16 protein-coding genes are annotated in these 17,427 nt (G+C 41.9%); 10 read left to right on the top strand and 6 right to left on the bottom strand.

Annotated elements, in window-relative coordinates; all coding sequences use genetic code 11:
• Positions 1 to 16: 16 nt before the first annotated feature.
• A complete protein-coding gene (locus tag U3A58_RS14685; RefSeq protein ID WP_323824540.1) occupies positions 17 to 1,849 on the bottom strand; it encodes an ABC transporter ATP-binding protein in 1,833 nt (610 codons plus the stop codon).
• A 60-nt stretch (positions 1,850 to 1,909) separates the two neighbouring features.
• Positions 1,910 to 3,610 (bottom strand): hypothetical protein, encoded by a 1,701-nt coding sequence (locus U3A58_RS14690; RefSeq protein WP_323824542.1) that lies wholly within the window; start codon positions 3,608 to 3,610, stop codon positions 1,910 to 1,912.
• A 285-nt stretch (positions 3,611 to 3,895) separates the two neighbouring features.
• Here U3A58_RS14690 and U3A58_RS14695 point away from each other — a divergent pair, with 285 nt between their 5' ends.
• The 10 genes from U3A58_RS14695 (at position 3,896) to U3A58_RS14740 (ending at position 13,070) form a co-directional block, all read left to right on the top strand.
• The gene (locus U3A58_RS14695; protein WP_323824544.1) at positions 3,896 to 4,144 is read left to right on the top strand and encodes a type B 50S ribosomal protein L31; all 249 of its coding nucleotides are present in this window, start codon (positions 3,896 to 3,898) and stop codon (positions 4,142 to 4,144) included.
• A gap of 69 nt (positions 4,145 to 4,213) precedes the next feature.
• On the top strand, positions 4,214 to 5,410 hold the full coding sequence (locus U3A58_RS14700) for a GlmU family protein (RefSeq protein ID WP_323824547.1): 1,197 nt from the start codon (positions 4,214 to 4,216) through the stop codon (positions 5,408 to 5,410).
• Positions 5,411 to 5,421: 11 nt separating this feature from the next.
• On the top strand, positions 5,422 to 6,564 hold the full coding sequence (locus tag U3A58_RS14705) for a DNA polymerase III subunit (RefSeq protein WP_323824549.1): 1,143 nt from the start codon (positions 5,422 to 5,424) through the stop codon (positions 6,562 to 6,564).
• Position 6,565: 1 nt separating this feature from the next.
• Positions 6,566 to 7,003, top strand: a complete 438-nt coding sequence (locus U3A58_RS14710) for an ATP-dependent zinc protease family protein (RefSeq protein WP_323824551.1) — start codon at positions 6,566 to 6,568, stop codon at positions 7,001 to 7,003.
• 321 nt (positions 7,004 to 7,324) lie between these two features.
• The gene (gene rimK, locus U3A58_RS14715; protein ID WP_323824553.1) at positions 7,325 to 8,230 is read left to right on the top strand and encodes a 30S ribosomal protein S6--L-glutamate ligase; all 906 of its coding nucleotides are present in this window, start codon (positions 7,325 to 7,327) and stop codon (positions 8,228 to 8,230) included.
• Complete coding sequence (hemC, locus tag U3A58_RS14720; protein WP_323824556.1) at positions 8,227 to 9,156, top strand: hydroxymethylbilane synthase; 930 nt, start codon at positions 8,227 to 8,229, stop codon at positions 9,154 to 9,156. The genes rimK and hemC overlap by 4 nt, the downstream gene beginning before the upstream one ends.
• Entirely contained in the window at positions 9,153 to 9,998 is an 846-nt protein-coding gene (locus U3A58_RS14725; RefSeq protein ID WP_323824558.1) for a peptidylprolyl isomerase, read from the top strand. Before hemC ends, U3A58_RS14725 begins: the two co-directional genes overlap by 4 nt.
• Complete coding sequence (locus tag U3A58_RS14730) at positions 9,970 to 10,905, top strand: SDR family oxidoreductase (protein WP_323824560.1); 936 nt, start codon at positions 9,970 to 9,972, stop codon at positions 10,903 to 10,905. Before U3A58_RS14725 ends, U3A58_RS14730 begins: the two co-directional genes overlap by 29 nt.
• A 41-nt stretch (positions 10,906 to 10,946) precedes the next feature.
• Positions 10,947 to 12,332 carry a sodium-dependent transporter gene (locus U3A58_RS14735; RefSeq protein ID WP_323824562.1) on the top strand — a complete coding sequence of 462 codons (1,386 nt, stop codon included), beginning with the start codon at positions 10,947 to 10,949 and terminating at the stop codon, positions 12,330 to 12,332.
• A 147-nt stretch (positions 12,333 to 12,479) separates the two neighbouring features.
• Complete coding sequence (locus U3A58_RS14740; protein WP_323824565.1) at positions 12,480 to 13,070, top strand: porin family protein; 591 nt, start codon at positions 12,480 to 12,482, stop codon at positions 13,068 to 13,070.
• Between the two features lie 63 nt (positions 13,071 to 13,133).
• On the opposite strand, the gene U3A58_RS14745 is transcribed toward U3A58_RS14740, so the two are convergent.
• From U3A58_RS14745 to U3A58_RS14760, 4 genes are all read right to left on the bottom strand, one after another.
• Positions 13,134 to 14,312 carry a hypothetical protein gene (locus U3A58_RS14745; protein WP_323824568.1) on the bottom strand — a complete coding sequence of 393 codons (1,179 nt, stop codon included), beginning with the start codon at positions 14,310 to 14,312 and terminating at the stop codon, positions 13,134 to 13,136.
• On the bottom strand, positions 14,309 to 15,448 hold the full coding sequence (locus tag U3A58_RS14750; RefSeq protein ID WP_323824570.1) for a hypothetical protein: 1,140 nt from the start codon (positions 15,446 to 15,448) through the stop codon (positions 14,309 to 14,311). Before U3A58_RS14750 ends, U3A58_RS14745 begins: the two co-directional genes overlap by 4 nt.
• Positions 15,445 to 16,629: a hypothetical protein gene (locus U3A58_RS14755; protein ID WP_323824572.1), complete on the bottom strand. Its 1,185-nt coding sequence runs from the start codon at positions 16,627 to 16,629 to the stop codon at positions 15,445 to 15,447. The genes U3A58_RS14750 and U3A58_RS14755 overlap by 4 nt, the downstream gene beginning before the upstream one ends.
• Before the next feature lie 88 nt (positions 16,630 to 16,717).
• Positions 16,718 to 17,425 (bottom strand): gluconate 2-dehydrogenase subunit 3 family protein, encoded by a 708-nt coding sequence (locus tag U3A58_RS14760; protein WP_323824574.1) that lies wholly within the window; start codon positions 17,423 to 17,425, stop codon positions 16,718 to 16,720.
• Positions 17,426 to 17,427: the final 2 nt, after the last annotated feature.

Raw genomic sequence — 17,427 nt, forward strand, 5'->3', positions numbered from 1 at the left:
AGTTTTAACGAATATACTAAACCGACTGAATACTAGAAAGTTTCTGATACAAGCCTTCAATTTGACTCAAATCGGTATGTGTTCCTCTTTGCACTATTTCTCCACGATCTATCACCAAGATCTCATCGGCATGCTGAATAGTGCTGAGTCTATGTGCGATCACCAGGGTGGTTCTATTGCTCATTAGTTTGGTCAATGCCTCCTGCACCAAATGCTCTGATTCAGAGTCCAAAGCAGAAGTAGCTTCATCTAGAATCAAAATTGGAGGGTTTTTCAGTACTGCTCTTGCTATACTCAAGCGCTGCCTTTGCCCGCCAGAGAGTTTAGAACCCCGCTCTCCAATGCTAGTTTGATAGCCATCCTCCATTTTCTCGATAAACTCATGTGCATTGGCGATTTTTGCAGCTTCCAGAACCTGCTCTTCTGTCGCCCCTTCTATTCCAAATGCGATGTTATTGAAAACCGTGTCGTTAAACAGGATTGATTCCTGGGTTACTATGCCCATAAGGCTGCGCAAATCTTTTAAATCGAAATCCATTAGACTTCTTCCATCCAGCAAGATTTGGCCTGCGCTAGGATCATAAAAACGAGGCACAAGGTCAGCTAAAGTGGATTTTCCTCCTCCAGAAGGGCCTACCAAGGCAATTGTTTTCCCTCGCTCAAGCGTAAAATTGATATTTTTCAAGACCAATTGATCTTCGTAAGCAAAATTCACATCCTTGACTTCAACTGAATGCTCAAACGTATCCAAAACCGACGGCGACGCTGGAGATGTAATCTGCGATGGCGTATCTACTACTGTGAAGACTCGCTCAGCTGATGCAATTCCTCTCTGAATGCTGCTGACAGCCCTAGAGATTTCTTTGGCAGGATTCAGTACTTGAGTAAAAATAATAATGTAGGTGATAAAATCCGAAGCTCCCAAATCTGAGCTGCCGCTCAGTACCATGCTACCACCGTACACAAGAATTCCAGCAACTACGAATACACCCAAAAACTGAGAAATAGGAGAGGCAAGCTCATTCTTTCGAGCCATGTTTACATTCACATCTGCGTAGAAGTCAGTTTCTCCATCAAATTTCTTCTTCATAAATCCTTCTGCATTGAAGGCTTTGATCACGCGCATTCCTCCAAGGGTTTCATCTAGGATATTTACTATCCGACCGAGAGATTGCTGGCTTTGCACCGCCTTTTTCTTCAGTCTTCTGGTGATACCACCGATGATGGCGCCAGAGATAGGAATAATCAAAATGGTGAAAAGTGTCAATTTCACAGACATGAAAAACAGCACAGAAAAGTAAAGGATGATCGTAGCAGGCTCCCTGAATACCACACGAAGGGACTGCACAATCGTGTTTTCCACTTCTTGCACGTCATTGGTCATTTTGGACATCAAGTCTCCCTTTCGCTCATTGGAAAAATAGCCGATGTGTAAACTGCTGACATGTTCAAAAATATCCATGCGCATGCGCTTGATGACGATTGCCCGCACTTTAGCTAATACTACTCCTGATAGATAGGTGAAGAGATTTGATAGGAAAACAGAAATAACAATGATAATACAGACATAAAAAAGCGTTCCCATTTTTCCATATTCTTCTGCGACCTGAAGGAAATTATAATTGAAAAGATGGGTGAAGTACTCAATCGAAAAACTGAATTCAGGCTTATCTGCATATCGTGTAAGCGACTCTGGATCTACTTGTTCAAAGATTACATCAAAAAGTGGCTTTAGTAATGTGAAATTGAGTAGGCCAAATACAATAGATAGAAAGGCGTAAATAATATAAGCAGGCACGAATTTCCCAAAAGGCTTGGCATAGGAAAGTATTCGCAGGTAAGTATTCATAAACTAATATTCGTGGAATAATCACGCAAGTTACGCAAAAATGACCGCTGAGGTTTCTCTTTAATAGTTGTAGTCAGGTCGGATAAAGTTCCAACGAAGGGCCAGCTGCAAGTATTGGGTGGTTGCTGGGCTGTCTAGATCCTGAGCAGTTCTCCTTCGGAAAGTATGTGATGCATCAATAAAGAAATTATGACGAAGCATGTAGCTCGCATTTAGATTAGTCTGGATTACCTTGTTTTCAATTCCTTGCCCGATTTCATTGCCAAATAATCCAGTTGGGCTTCCCTGAAGTCTGTTTTTTAAGATATTACCTCCCCAGTTTGTCATCTCATTCGGATCTGCTCCGTAGAGTTGGTACATGGTGAGGAGAGTAAGATTCAGTTTAGGAATCGGCTGATATCGGATGATTCCCAGCATTTCGCGGAAGTTCGCCCCTCGGGGATGAGTAAGCGGAGTCCTCCAATTGCTGTAGGATTGATAATCGGTTTTCTCCTGGAAAGTATAGGGTCTTGCCGAATTGTATTCCAACTGCAGGTCAAGGTTAGCTACTTGAAACATATCAATGTATTTAAAACCTGCTTGGAGCCCGTATTTGTTTCTCTTGGAGTTTTTTCCGTCTTGACCAAAAAATTCAGAGAAGACGAATTCGTCCAGTGCAAATTGCCCGTAAAGTTGCATGGAAGGATAAAAATTCCATTTCCCATCCAGCCCAAGCATCACTTTGTCCGGTGTGCCGAGTGATTGCTCCACCCAGCGGTAGAATACAATCGGATTGAAATAGTTAAAGTCAACTTGGTCTGTCATCACTGACTCAAAGAATCCCAGGTTAAGCTTTTCACCAACATTGAAACCTAGCCGGTGAAATGAAAACCATTTCTGAGGATATCGACCGTCAGTAGGTCTTCCTCTATTATAATCCACGTCGGCAGTCATCTGTGTCCAGATATTGGTCAGCTGGAATTTCCATACTTGCGTATTGAACTTCACAAACATATAAGGGTTGGAAAAGTCAGACAGCAAAAAAGATCGATAGCCTTCTCCGATAAAGTTGCGGTCATGTCCCACTTCCACTTGGATATGCTTGGTGATGTTGAAGCTTACATGGCCTAGGGCTGAGAAATAACTGTAGCCCTCCGAGTTATATTCTTTCCAAAAACCCTCTCCCGGAACAGCCCCATTTTGCGCGGCATAGCCTTTTACCCAACTTGGAAAAAACACCTCCGAAGAAGTGAAATAGGTGTAAAAACCCACTTTATTATCAATTGACCCTCGAAGAACTACTCCACGGGAAAGCCGGTTTGGGTTTTGATCGTTGTCTGGCTCTATGCCACCATTTAGGTATATGACAGGACTTACATGTATGTCAAATTCCTCACTGTAATAATGCGCAAAGTCTCCCGGTCGCTGGTATAGTCCTTTCAGGAAAGGTTTTTTTGATTCAGGTGTTTCTCTGCTGATAAACTCCCAATTGTCCTGACTCAAATAAGCCAGATTGAACTGATCAGATCTAGAGCGGATGACGGGATCTTTAGCTAGACTATCCAAGTATGCCGCCACATTGTCTCTTCTGTAGGGCTTTGCTCCAGTGTGGAAACTGACATTATTTCTTCCCTGAAGAATCTCATATCGTTCGATCTTCTGATAGTAATCTCGATCAAATGGGATATAGCTTCCCTGAGCAATGGAAAAAAGTGGAAGAAAAAATAGGCTTATTAAAATAAGCAGTTTTAGGCTTAGGGTGTGTTTGTGTGGTTTTACCATTGGCTAAATCTAAAAAACATTCCTGAAAATGAAATACTCTTAATGATGATTGAAATTCTAGTGTTTCAGCCACTGGGCTAATGTGAATTAGCATTTATGAATTCATAAGGCCACCATTTCTATTTTATTTTTCCTTCAAAAGCCCTTCTTTTGTGTTCTGTAATCCACTTTTTATATCCTTTTTACCAATTGACTTAGAAATACTTGACAAAGATTTGGTGGGTTTTCTGAAAAAGGGTAGCTTTGTGCCTCATTTGAAAGAGGTACTATATAACTAGCAATAATATGAAAGCTGATATCCATCCAAACTATAGAGACGTCGTTTTCTACGACACTTCTAGCGAATTTAAATTTCTTACTAAGTCAACTATCGAAACAAGCGAAACTATCACTTGGGAAGATGGCAATGAATACCCTTTGTTTAAGGTGGAAGTGAGCTCACACTCGCACCCATTCTATACAGGTAAGAAAATGATGCTTGATACAGCGGGTCGTGTTGAGAAATTCAACAGAAGATACGCTCAGAAGAAGTAATTCTTCCTTATCTCAGGCTAAAAAGTCTCCCGGAGCATGGATTCCGGGAGACTTTTTTATTTTTGCCTCATGGATTCGATATTGTTGTTTGATGATCCTGCTATTCGCGGATCATTGCTTCCTTTTACTTTTACCAGACCTGTGGCGGACATCCGTGTAGGAATTCTGAAGATTTCTGAAAAATGGGAAAAGATCACCGGGGCACCAGCTTCATTTCTCACTCAAGACTACCTTCAAAAGAAATTTCCCCGTAAATCAGGCAATTCCCTAGCTATAAATGGAGCCTGGCTTCCTGATGATGCTAGTTTAGGATTATTAAAATCTCTTTCGGCTAATGAGGCACTCTATTTCGGCAAAACTCTCATTGCTACCTATATCGGTGAGACTGAGAAGAATCTTGGTACAGTGAAGAGTAAGGAAACAATACAAATAGAATCTGAGCCAACACTCCTGTTGAAAACATGGAATATCTTCCAGTTCAATGGAGCTGAAATAAGAAAGGATTTTAAACTGATTACTCAAGGGAGAACTTCCGCAACGATCATAGACCCTCATACCTCGCTGTATTCATCAGGAAATATCTTCATAGAAGAAGGAGCGGTAATTCGTGCAGCAGTGTTGAATGCTGATAATGGGCCAATATATATTGGCAAAAATGCGGAGATCCAAGAAGGCGCATTGATACGTGGGCCGTTTGCATTAGGCGAAAGTTCTACGGTAAATATGGGCGCAAAAATAAAGGGAGACACTACCATCGGCCCGCATTCCAAAGTGGGAGGTGAAGTGTCCAACTCGGTGGTTTTGGGCTTCAGCAACAAAGGCCATGATGGTTTCCTGGGAAATTCTGTGATCGGTGAATGGTGCAATATAGGCGCTGATACCAATACCAGTAACCTGAAAAACAATTATTCGCCTGTGAAGCTGTGGGATTATACAGTAGGTACTTATGCCAACACAGGTCTGCAGTTTTGTGGCCTAATGATGGGTGATCATTCCAAATGTGGGATAAACACCATGTTCAATACCGGAACGGTGGTAGGAATTGGCTCCAATATTTTTGGTCCAGGATTTCCACGTAAATTTATTCCATCTTTTGCTTGGGGTGGTGAAGAAGGATTCTCTACCTTTTTGTTTCCAAAATTTCTTGAAACAGCAAAAGCCGTGATGGCACGAAGAGGGCTGGATTTGACTATGGAGGAGCAAGAAGTATTACGTACCATTTTCGAAATGTCCAAAAACTATAGAATTTGGGAAACCTCATCCTGATTAATTAATTCATGCAATTCGCAGATATACCGGGACTGCCCGAGACCAAAGAAAATCTAGTCAATGCCGTCAAAAACAATCATTTGGCGCATGCATTACTATTCCATGGACCTGAGGGTTCAGCTAATTTGACTATGGCTTTGGCGCTGTGTACATATTTGTACTGCGAAAATCCAGGTGCAGCAGATTCCTGTGGAAGCTGTACTTCTTGCCAGCGAATGAGCCGATTGGTTTTGCCGGATCTGAATTTTGCTTTCCCTACCATTACCAAGAACAAAGATGATGATAAGGAAAAGGAGGAGGACGAAAAGGTTGATCTACTGACAAACTGGAGGAAGTTTGCCATCGAGCAACCTTACGGTAACGTTCATGATTTTATCTATTTCAATAATTTTGAAAAGAAGCAATTAAATATTTCTAAGGGAGCTGCCCGCAAAATCATTCAAGCCCTATCTTTGATGTCTTTCGAAGGAGGCTACAAAATCATGATGATTTGGGCACCGGAATTTCTTCATCCTGCGGCGGCCAATGCCTTGCTGAAAATCCTAGAAGAGCCACAACCTAAGACGCTCTTTATTTTGGTCACTAGCCATGCTGATCAGTTACTGACTACTATTCTTTCCAGAACTCAGAAGGTGACAATTCGAGGTTTTTCAGATGAGGAAGTGAAAAGCCATCTCATTGCAAAGGGACTTTGTGATGAAACGTCCGCTGATCAAATAGCTATGCTGGCTGATGGTAATCTTCGGGAGGCATACAGATTAGTGGATCAGGTAGAAGACATGCAGGTGAGAAAAATCAGAGAATGGTTTTTGTCCTGTTACAAAGCAGATTTCAAAAGCATTTTTGGACTAGCGGAAGATTTTCACAAATCAGATAAGGAAGCACAGAAATCACTAGTATTGACAGGACTGAATGTCCTGCGAGAGATACTGCTGAAGAATGCAGGTTTGGATGAATTGCTTCGTACCCATGACGAAGATCGCGATTTTGTCAATAAAATAAGTGGAAAAATCCTGAAGGAAGAGCACGTCGGCAAACTCTATATTGAATTTAACACTGCCCATTATCACTTAGAAAGAAATGGGAATGCTAAATTCATCTTCACAGATCTATCTATGAATGTGACTAGATTGATGGCAAAAATCAGCTGATATGGATCAAAAAATTATTGGGAGAAAGGAAAAAATATCGCTTCCTGAATTAGGTCTGAAGTTGGCCTGGGCAAAAGTTGACACCGGGGCATATACAAGTAGTATTCATGCTGAGAATCTGGAAGTAATCGAAGTTAATGGTAAGCGGGTGCTGAAATTCCAGCCTTTGCTGCCTGGGCACAAGTTACACACAGGGGAGGTGGTCGCTTTTGAGCATTTCAGAGAAAAAAAAGTGAAAAATTCTTTCGGTCAGACTGAAGTCCGTTATTTGATCGAAACTACCTTTGAGCTAGCTGATGAAACCTACGCGGCTGAGTTTACCCTTTCGGATCGTTCTAGCATGAGAAATGCCATTCTTCTCGGGCGAAAAATCCTAAGAAATCGTTTTCTTGTAGATGTATCTAAAGTCAATATGGCTAGAAAATACAGACCTAAGTAAGTAAATCACCGATTTATCCCACAGGTCCTAAAACGGACCTACAGCATCTAAAAATTTTCTCATGAAATCGAGCATTACTCAAGCGTCACACAGAGGGATGATTATCCTTAATGCGAGATTCCATCCCGTTTCCTTCGTCACGGGACAGGTTATGACCTTTGAAAAACAATTATAAACAGATGAAATCGAGCATGACTCAAGCGACACATACTGGGATGATTACATGCCATGCGAGATTCTCCCGATCCGCCGCGGCGGACGGGACAGGCTACCTGCCTGACGGCAGTCAGGTGTGACCATTAAAAAACAAATTATAATCACATGAAAATTGCAATCCTATCCAGGAACCCAAGTTTATATTCCACCAAGAGGCTTTTTGAAGCGATTCAGAAAGCGGGGCATGAAGCCATAATAGTAAATCATAGTATTTGTGACTTGATCATTGAGCAAGAAGGCCCATCTATCATCTACAAAGGAGAAAACCTCACGGATATAGATGCTGTGATACCGAGAATTGGTGCCTCGGTTACTTTTTACGGAACAGCCGTGGTCCGTCAGTTTGAGCTGATGGGAGCTTTTTCGGCGGTGCATTCGCAAGCGATAGTGAGAAGCAGAGACAAGTTGAGAAGCTTGCAGATCTTATCCAGTGCCGGTTTAGGTATGCCAAAAACAGCCTTCACCAACTTCTCCAAAGGCGGAGAGAAGCAAATCATCGAACATGTAGGTGGAGCACCTCTAATTATCAAATTACTAGAAGGAACGCAAGGCTTGGGGGTTGTTCTGGCAGAAACTAGAAAAGCCAGTCAATCAGTGATTGAAGCTTTTCACGGGTTGAAGGCTAGAATTATTATTCAGGAATTTATCAAGGAAGCCAAAGGAGCTGATATACGCGCATTCATTGTGAATGGGAAAGTAGTCGGAGCTATGAAGCGTCAGGGAGCAGAGGGCGAATTCAGATCCAATCTTCATCGTGGAGGAAAAGCTACCATTATTAAGCTGAGCCGTGCAGAAAAACAAGCGGCATTGGGCGCTGCCAAAGCTCTTGGACTCGATGTAGCCGGCGTGGATATGCTCCAATCTGCAAGAGGGCCGTTGATTTTGGAAGTAAATAGCTCGCCGGGACTGGAGGGCATAGAGAGAGCTACAGGGATAGATATTGCTGCTGCCATCGTGAAATTTATTGAAGAAGGGGTGAATAAGCGCCCTATGAAAATATCCAGTCAATGAGTCAGTTAGTAAAAATAGGTACGAGGGGAAGCAAATTAGCGCTTTGGCAGGCGTACCATGTGGAGGAGCTTTTGCAACAAGCAGGACTGCGCACAGAGATTGTAATCATAGATACCAAAGGAGACCAAATCCTTGATGTTTCCATTGCCAAGATTGGGAGTAAAGGCGTTTTCACACAGGAGCTGGAAGATCAATTGCTGGATGGACGAATTGATATCGCTGTGCATAGCGCAAAGGACATGCAGTCCAAGCTGCCGGATGGCTTTGAAATAATTGCTTTTACGGAACGTGAAAAGGAAAATGATGTGCTGGTCTCTCATGACAAATCAATTTCCCTAAAGAAAGACATTGTCCTAGGTACTTCATCGACGCGTCGGGTTGCTACTTTGAAGCATTTTTATCCTCATGTGAAAACGGTGGAAGTTCGGGGTAACCTACAAACTCGGATCCGCAAGATGGAAGAAGGACTATGTGATGCTTTATTACTGGCCTACGCAGGTGCGCACCGAATGGAATATGACCACATGATCGTGGAGGAATTGGATTTGAATGAGTTCACTCCAGCTGTGGGGCAGGGATCCGTGGCTATAGAAGTGGCGAAAAAACTAGCTCCGAAATTGAAGTCTGAAATCACATTAGCCTGTAATCATCATGAAACCTCCTTGAGGCTTCGTGCCGAAAGAGCATATCTTAGCGTATTGGAAGGAGGCTGTAGTATTCCTGTTTTTGCCCTAGCAAATCTATCAGACGGCCAACTCAGTCTAAAAGGCGGCATAGTGAGTTTAGATGGGAAAGAACGCATTTCCATTGTGGTAGAAGGAAATGCTGATCAGCCAGAAAAACTAGGACAAGCTCTGGCTGACCAAGTTTTCGCCGCAGGCGGGAAAGTAATATTGGATCAAATCAAAACAACTTTGAATAAATGAGATTTCTGAGAGCCTTACTTTTTTTCTTCCTTTGCGCGAGCTCATTTGCCTGCGCAGGCGACAAAGATTACGTGATTACCATAGAGACCAGTTACGGAAATATCGTGGCTGTTCTCTTTGACGATACGCCTGAGCATAAGTCCAATTTCATAAAATTGGCGGAAGCTGGGAGGTTTGATTCTACCGAATTCCAGCGTGTCATGAAGAATTTCATGATTCAGGGAGGAGACGTTTTTACGAAAGAGAATCTTCCCCCACAAGAGTGGCCAACCTTTCCAGCCGAAATCAGACCGAATTATTATCACAAGAAAGGAATGATAGCGGCAGCCCGCCAACCTGACGACATTAATCCTGAGCGGCGCTCAAATGGTTCTCAATTCTACATCGCAATCGGGAAAGTCTATGATGTGCTTGAGCTTACCACGGATATGGCTCTTTTGCAAAAAGCGTTTATGAAATACATTGAGCTAGGTAGCCAGGAAGAATTAAAAAACACCTATGTACGCATGTATAATGAGCAAAAATATGACAGTTTGACTACGTTGCTTCTTTCCAAGCGGGATGAATTGGAGTCTTCGCTGAACATGAACTTGACCAAGAATTTCACTAAGGAGCAAATTGAAGCTTACACCTCTGTTGGTGGGATACCGCATTTGGACCAGGAATACACGGTCTTTGGAGAAGTGATCCAAGGACTGGAAGTGGCTGAAGAGATATCCAAAATTCCTACTGGGTATAGAGACAGACCTAATGAGCCGGTTTATATGACCGTGAAAGTTGAAAAAATGTCCCGAAAGAAAATCGAAAAAGAATATGGCTACAACTACTCAGATGACAAGTAAGAAGAAAGTGTTGATCACTGGTGCCAATGGTTTGCTTGGACAAAAGCTCGTTAACCAATTGGTGGAAAAAGGAGAGTTCCAGGTTGTCGCCAGTGGAAAAGGTGAATGCAGATTGCCAGGTGAGGGATTTGAATTTGTGACTCTGGATATCACCAAAGCGACTGAGGTAGAAAAAACCTTGGCTAGTATCAAGCCGGATATCATCATCCATGGTGCAGCTATGACTCATGTGGATCAATGCGAATTGAATCAGGAGGCCTGCTACGATGCTAATGTCAATGCTACTGCCTATTTGATCAAAGCTGCTGAGGAGGCAAAAGCGCATTTTATTTTTGTGTCCACGGATTTTATTTTTTCTGGAGAGGAAGGGCCTCTGGACGAAAATGCTAGTCCTGCCCCAGTCAATTATTATGGAGAAACGAAGCTCGAAGGCGAGCAGATGGTCATGAACTCTAAAACCAAATGGGCAATTGCACGAACAGTTTTGGTATTTGGAATCGCGCATGATATGAGCCGAACCAATATTGTGCTTTGGGTAAAATCCTCTTTGGAAGCAGGGAAAGAAATCCAAGTAGTAGATGATCAGTTCCGTACGCCTACACTTGCAGAGGACTTGGCGGCAGGTTGCATTTTGCTTGCAGAAAAGGAAGCAGAGGGAATATTTAACATTAGTGGGCCAGACTTTTTGTCTGCTTATGATATGGCAATAATCACAGCAGACTACTTTGGGCTTGACAAGAAATTAATCAAGCGAGCAGATTCCAGTACCTTTTCACAGCCTGCAAAAAGACCTTTGATAACAGGTTTAACTATCACAAAAGCCCGGGAAGAGCTTGGTTTTGAGCCTAAAACTTTCCAAACGGCAATTGGTATTTTAGCAAAACAAATTATCTTAGCCCGCTCTTAAAAAGTAGTTTATACACCCTTAATTTAACTTGAGAATCATTTATGGCAGTTAACAACGACACCGAAGAAAGAGGCCAATGGGGATCGAGTCTCGGCTTTATCATGGCCGCAGCAGGATCCGCAGTAGGACTGGGGAATATATGGAGGTTCCCATATTTGGTCGGTGAGAATGGAGGCGGAGCCTTCGTATTCGTCTATATAGTTTGCGTGTTGCTAATCGCATTACCACTTTTATTCAATGAAATTGCCTTAGGAAGAAAATCAGGAAAAAACCCAATAGGAGCGATCAGAGAGACCGGAGGCAATGGCTTCTGGCAGTTGACGGGAGTCCTTTGTGTGATAGTTTGCTTCTTTGTGTTCAGTTATTATTCAGTGATTGCAGGCTGGACGGTAGGTTATATTTTCACTGAGATCATTGATATACCTATTGATTTTGCTGTTTTTGTAAAGACTCCTATGTATGTCATTCCATTGACATTCGTATTTATATTAATGACTATTATAATTGTATTAGGAGGGGTATCCGGAGGTATAGAAAAAGCATCTAAATTCCTGATGCCAGTATTGTTTATCATTATCATATTCATTGCTGGAAGATCAGTTACACTTGAAGGAGCATCAGCAGGGATAGAGTATTATTTGAAACCGGATTTCTCCAAAATAAACGGAGCAGTAGTGCTTCAGGCACTTGGTCAGGCTTTCTTCTCTATGTCAGTTGGATGGGGATTAATGATTACTTTTGGCTCCTATTTGCCCAAAAAAGCTAATATAATCCAGTCTTCTGGATGGATAGCTGGGATGGATACTTCAGTCGCTCTTTTGGGAGGTTTGATGGTGTTCCCTGCATTATTCGCGTTACTTCCAGGCAAAGATCCTGCTGCAGGTCCAGCCTTGGTTTTTGATGTGTTGCCAAAAGTGTTTGATGCCATGCCAGGTGGTAATATAGTTGGGGGGCTTTTCTTTATCTTATTGATGGTGGCAGCCTTGACTTCCACTATTTCTATGTTGGAAGTTCCCGTTGCATTCTTGATCGATGATAAAAAGTGGGGCAGAAAGCGGGCAACTTGGACAGTGGGTATCGCAGCTATGGTACTTTCTGTTCCTTCAGCACTTTCTCAGATCCCAGGTACTTTCTTTGCTAATCTGCATATCAATTTCTTCGGAAATAGGCTGGAAGGTTTCTTCGGGATTATGGATTTTGTGTTCGGTACGTTTGCAGTGATCGTGATCTGCTTGATGCTTGCACTATACACAGGCTGGGCATCCAAAATCTCGGATTATGCAGATGAATTGTCTTCTGGAGCACCTGGTTTCAAAGGCCCGTTCAAAGCTGGATGGATGTTCTTCATTAAGTGGGTGTGTCCAGTGGTGATCATCCTACTGATTCTCAATATGGTAGGTGTGTTTGGTACAGCTCAAGCTGCGTAAGAGATATTTATTGCATTGATAATTGAAAAGGAAGTCTTCGGGCTTCCTTTTTTAGTTTTTGTGCAAAAACTTTTATTGGCAAGGGTATTGCTAATTTTTCTTAAAATCTGTCGTTACTAAGCATACTAAACCAATAACTATAGAAAAATGAAAAAACTCATTCTATCATTTGTCCTGTTGGCATTTGCACTTACGGGCTATTCGCAGGGATTTTCTTTGGGCCCAAAAGTAGGCCTTAGCCAAACACAATTGGATCTTAAAAGTGATCAATTCAAAAATGGGGAATCCAAATTTGGGTACCATGTCGGGGTTTTTGCCAGAATAGGTCTTGGCCCTTTATACCTGCAGCCAGAGGTGCTTTACACGCAAACCCAAGGTCAATTTACTTTCGATTCGGATGATCAGCCCATCAAGGAATATGAAGCTGATTTCAACCGTCTGGATATACCGTTGATGGTAGGGTTTAAGTTTTTCAAGGTATTAAGAGTGCAGGCAGGACCAATTGCCAGTATTAATATCAATTCTGAGATTAAAGATGCGATGGATACAGTCCAAGATGCGGACTATAAAGATGCTACCATCGGCTATCAGGCCGGTCTTGGACTGGATATAGGGAACCTTATAATAGATGCCAAATACGAAAGTTCTTTGAATAGGATCTCCGGTAATGTGGGGAACTTTGAGACAGATCAGCGAACGAATCAGTGGATTCTTTCCGTAGGTTTTAGATTATTCTAAGCGACTTGAAAGGATGTAGAAAAGCCCGATTGATAAACTTCATCAATCGGGCTTTTTTTATGATTACTTTTTTGCCACTATTCGGGTTTTGTAGAAGACGGAGTAGTCTTTTTCGATATGTTCAAAATTTGGTGTAAACCAGATTTCTTCTTCAGAGATGAATTTGAAGGTGAATCCTAGAGATTCCGGTTTCATGATCACTTTAGAGACTGATTTTCCGTCAAATAGAACCTGTCCATTCGTGTTTGTTTTGTTGCGCTTGCGACTAAACTCTTCCGGGTCTGAATTTTCCAATGCAAAGATTTCGTCGTATTCCTGATCTGTCAGTCCTCTGTTATACGTGAGCAAAAACCGTTGTTTTTCTGTTGGGTGGAGGTTCTGAATCATTCCCACATAGATGTCCTTCATGTCGTAAGTACCATAATGTGCTTCCTCCTTTGGTTCTTTTTGAATAAACTCTTCAAAAGGAATGGGTTGAATAGATGCTGGGTTGGTTAAGTCTGAAAATGAATAGCCGTATACCACCGGTTCGTTGCGGAAGGCGACGTACAGCGTGTCAGAACTAGATGCGATAAGGGTGTGATAATTTACATTCAGGTAGGTTTTTTCTTCAGTTCTGAATTTGGATGAGCCTGGGAACGGTATGGATGGGCTAAATTGGCCACTTTTTAAATCCAATACTTCGACCTGACGGGTTGCCATTTGGAATTCTTTTCCATCCACTCCCAATTCATCCGAGAGCCTGCCTTCCCAAGGAAAGATGACCTGGTCGCCGTGTATGACCAGATTATTGTTGAACATGTCAATGAGAGAAATGGTGGGTACAAATTCGGGTAGAAAAGAACGGGTAGGTTCACCTGAAAGTGAATACAAATAAAAGCCTCGGTAGGCAGGTACGATGATCTCTTTTGAGCCCAGAAAGCTGGGTAGGCCTAGACGGGAGGTCTTATAGAACCCCGGTCCATCTCCAAGCCTATTGAATTTACTCAGAATTGATCCTTCCCGATCTGTGACGAAAAGTGTGTCACTGCGCTGGTCAAGTAGTAGAAAGGTCTTGCCGTCTTCTGTTAAATCTGCCAAATACAGGTTCCCCAAATAATCCACCACGAGAGAATCGTAAATCTCAAATTCTAAATCTTGCTCTGAAAGTGGAGTTGAGTTGGTCGTTTCCTCCTTTTCAGCTGAGCAGGCTATTAAGATAAAAGCAAATGGGAGGATAGATAGGTAGGATAGGTTTCTCATTTCTGTACCAATTGCAGTTTATAAAAAGTCCAATAATCCTGCTCTTCGCCTAAATATTCATCGTTTCGGAGGGCGAAAAACGGTTGGGTAGGATCCTCCATAGCAAAGATTTTATCTATTTCTTTAGGAATGGGAATCTCATTTGACCAACCTTTTTTTGTGTCATAGATTTTAAAATAGGATAGGTTTAGTTCAATCAGTTTTGGAAAATCCTCAGGAAAAGTGAATTCGTGTGTGCTGAAAACATCCTCTGAAATCCCTTCTGAATAGTGTACTACAATTTGATCCTTATCTAAAAATACTCCATAAATATTACCTTCGACCAATCTTTCGTAACTGTATCTCTCTGTCTTATCTTTTAACTCTGGAGCTTGGATGAAATTCTCAGGCTGAATGTCAATTGTTTCAATAAACTTCCCTGAATCCAGCAGACTATATTTATGAATTTTAGGCTCATTGTTGAAATAAAGAAGTAAATCATTTTCAGATATCTCAATTGATATAGTTGGTCTTTCATACAGTAATCCAGTGCTGAATTTTGATGTTTCAGGTGTTCTGATTAAGGGACTACTTTCTCCAGTAGAAGGGTTTAACTTTTCGAGCAAGAAATTATCTCTTAGATAGGTTTCGGTATAAGGGCTTACTTCATCTCTTCCTGGATAATGAAAGATTATCTTATCCTCCCAAAACTCAAATGATTTGTCATCCATCAAGCCCCCGAAAGATTGGGATTGAAATGGCATTTCGATCCTTCTTTTAATAGAAAGGTCCTCGTTTAACTCAAAATAGTCTCCCCTGTAGTGCCCGATATAGGGATTGCCATTGGGATCAAATTTGACTGTATTGATAAAAGAAATTGAATTTGGTCCGTCTTTGGGGAATGTTTTGGTGGTGAGCACTTGCCCTTCATAATCGATTTTGACTATTGCGTTGGCTTTGTAGTCATAAAGCAAACCTATTCCGTCTCTAAAATCTCCAGTGGATATGTTTCCCAAAAAGTTTACCTGAATTGAATCTAGGACTTGGAGTTCCCATTCATTGGAAGTCTCAGTGGATTCCTCTTTGGACTTTTCTGAAGAGGAACATGCTAGAAAACTGCACGCTAAAAAGGTTGTTAAAAAGTGTCTGTACCTCATTTTTCAGTCAATTTCATTTTATAAACTCTCAAAAAATCTTCTTCTACATCAGGATCGGGAAGCTTTTGGAACCAAGCATATCCGCCCCCGGAGGCATAAGATCTTCCTCCGGTTTTGGCAGGTGAAGGTACATCCCCCACATAGCTTAGGTCAGCTAACTTATATACCAATGTGCCCTTCGGAATTTCGTCTTCAAGTTTTATGTACATGGCTTTCGCTTCATCCTCTTTTCCCTGTTTCCATAGTCCCTCAGCTTCTACTGATTTCTTGGGATCCATTCCTGAGTAATAGTCCAGCAATAGTAAATCATCCAGCACATGGATGTTTCGAATGGATGCAGTCCCTCCATTGATTTCAACATGACCTTGCTGAAATTCGCCTCTTGCTCGGCCTTCGGGAATAATAAATGAGGGTATTTCTAGATGGATCACTGTATCCAAACGCGCACCATTAGCATTTAACTGATATACATAGAGTTGGGGATCCCCTCCGTGAACACAAAACAATTTGTCGTTTAGTGCCTCCAAAGCGGGAGTATAGTCGCTTTGAATATATCCTTTGCCGTTCAAGAATTGACTACCTTCTTCAAAAGGGATTAGTTCAGTCATAGCTCCACTTTCTATGTCCACCAATTCCAGAGCTCTATAAGTATCATAGAATTCCTGCTCTCCTGGATATGAATTCCTCGGGCGAACAGATTTGGGAAGTAAATAATCTTTTCCTTTCAATCTCACTGATTCTGTTGATTTCCCTATTTCAGTGTTTGACCCAGATGCTCCCAAAGATTCAGGGTGAGGGATTTTCTTCTGCATATTCCCATCCAAGTCAAAAAGGAACAAACCATTTCTTCCATAGATTGCCAGTTGATCTTCCCCATAAAAACCTGGTCTTTCTAACATGAACCCATAAGAATCTGGAGTGTCTTCGCCCTTAGAGAAACTGTGCTTTATATTTCCTATAGCGTCGGATGTAATGATTTTTTGACTCGGATAATCAAAGAAGAGTAATGACGTCCCATCTTTGTTTACATCCGAAAGCATGGGATTTCCAAGAAATTCCAAATCCAGAGAATCTACCAGCTCCCATTCGTAGGATAAGGGTTCTTCTGCAACTTGCTCAGATTTTTCTGAACATGAACTAATAAATAGTACAGAGCACAGTAAAGTTGAAAAGGCTTTCATAAACAGTAAGTTGGGAAAAGGTAATAAGATAGTAGTTAATATTTTTAAACAAAAAAACTCAGCCCGAAAGACTGAGTTTTAAGTTTTTTTATCCGGTGACATTCCCTTCGTCATCCCATTGGATGACCGTACCTCGATCTTCAGGTTTGAGATAAAGGGGTAGGTATTTTTCCTCAAGTTTGAATCCATGTTTCGCCATTACTTCTTGTGGAACTCCATCCCAAGCATTGGGCGTATTGCCTACATAGCCCATGTATTTCCAGCCGGCTTCGGTGGAGAAATAGCCCGAGCAGGTCAGGTTTCTAAGCATGTTGAACCAGCGAACCGCACCTTCATATTCTGGTTTTGCAGTGTCGGGCCAAGCCACTTCATCCACAATTTGCATCACTTCTGATTCACTCAGTTCATTGAATCCTTTGGCGAATTTCTCGTCTGCTTCGAAATCCAGCCACATCAGTCCACCTCTCATTGGCGTTTGATTCCTAGGCTGGTCTTTCATCATAAACTCCATGAAATCTACTACTCCAATTTCAGTGGCTGCGGGTGATTCATTGTCTTTTGGCATAATGATATCCACCAAAGTGCTTAACTTCTTACGCTCATCGTCGGTGAAAAATGTCTCTGAAAGCAATTCCTGATCGCGTAGTTTTTCTTCTTGAGTTCTCCCGCCGATAGTGCCCCCAGCCAACAGCGCATTTTCTGGTAAGGCTTGCTCTTCCGGTGAACATCCTGTTAATAGTAAACCTGTACCGACTGAACCAGTAAAGAGTAGTTTGAGGTTTTCTCTTCTATTCATGG

The sequence above is a fragment of the Algoriphagus persicinus genome, from assembly GCF_035156415.1.
Taxonomy (GTDB): domain Bacteria; phylum Bacteroidota; class Bacteroidia; order Cytophagales; family Cyclobacteriaceae; genus Algoriphagus; species Algoriphagus persicinus.

Excerpts from the sequence above, each read along its gene's own strand:
- U3A58_RS14750 (WP_323824570.1), bottom strand. The coding sequence starts at position 15,448 with ATGAGGTACAGACACTTTTTAACAACCTTTTTAGCGTGCAGTTTTCTA.
- U3A58_RS14745 (WP_323824568.1), bottom strand. The coding sequence starts at position 14,312 with ATGAGAAACCTATCCTACCTATCTATCCTCCCATTTGCTTTTATCTTA.
- U3A58_RS14730 (WP_323824560.1), top strand. The coding sequence starts at position 9,970 with ATGGCTACAACTACTCAGATGACAAGTAAGAAGAAAGTGTTGATCACT.
- U3A58_RS14710 (WP_323824551.1), top strand. The coding sequence starts at position 6,566 with ATGGATCAAAAAATTATTGGGAGAAAGGAAAAAATATCGCTTCCTGAA.
- U3A58_RS14760 (WP_323824574.1), bottom strand. The coding sequence starts at position 17,425 with ATGAATAGAAGAGAAAACCTCAAACTACTCTTTACTGGTTCAGTCGGT.
- U3A58_RS14700 (WP_323824547.1), top strand. The coding sequence starts at position 4,214 with ATGGATTCGATATTGTTGTTTGATGATCCTGCTATTCGCGGATCATTG.
- rimK (WP_323824553.1), top strand. The coding sequence starts at position 7,325 with ATGAAAATTGCAATCCTATCCAGGAACCCAAGTTTATATTCCACCAAG.
- U3A58_RS14685 (WP_323824540.1), bottom strand. The coding sequence starts at position 1,849 with ATGAATACTTACCTGCGAATACTTTCCTATGCCAAGCCTTTTGGGAAA.
- U3A58_RS14740 (WP_323824565.1), top strand. The coding sequence starts at position 12,480 with ATGAAAAAACTCATTCTATCATTTGTCCTGTTGGCATTTGCACTTACG.
- hemC (WP_323824556.1), top strand. The coding sequence starts at position 8,227 with ATGAGTCAGTTAGTAAAAATAGGTACGAGGGGAAGCAAATTAGCGCTT.
- U3A58_RS14695 (WP_323824544.1), top strand. The coding sequence starts at position 3,896 with ATGAAAGCTGATATCCATCCAAACTATAGAGACGTCGTTTTCTACGAC.
- U3A58_RS14755 (WP_323824572.1), bottom strand. The coding sequence starts at position 16,629 with ATGAAAGCCTTTTCAACTTTACTGTGCTCTGTACTATTTATTAGTTCA.
- U3A58_RS14690 (WP_323824542.1), bottom strand. The coding sequence starts at position 3,610 with ATGGTAAAACCACACAAACACACCCTAAGCCTAAAACTGCTTATTTTA.
- U3A58_RS14735 (WP_323824562.1), top strand. The coding sequence starts at position 10,947 with ATGGCAGTTAACAACGACACCGAAGAAAGAGGCCAATGGGGATCGAGT.
- U3A58_RS14705 (WP_323824549.1), top strand. The coding sequence starts at position 5,422 with ATGCAATTCGCAGATATACCGGGACTGCCCGAGACCAAAGAAAATCTA.
- U3A58_RS14725 (WP_323824558.1), top strand. The coding sequence starts at position 9,153 with ATGAGATTTCTGAGAGCCTTACTTTTTTTCTTCCTTTGCGCGAGCTCA.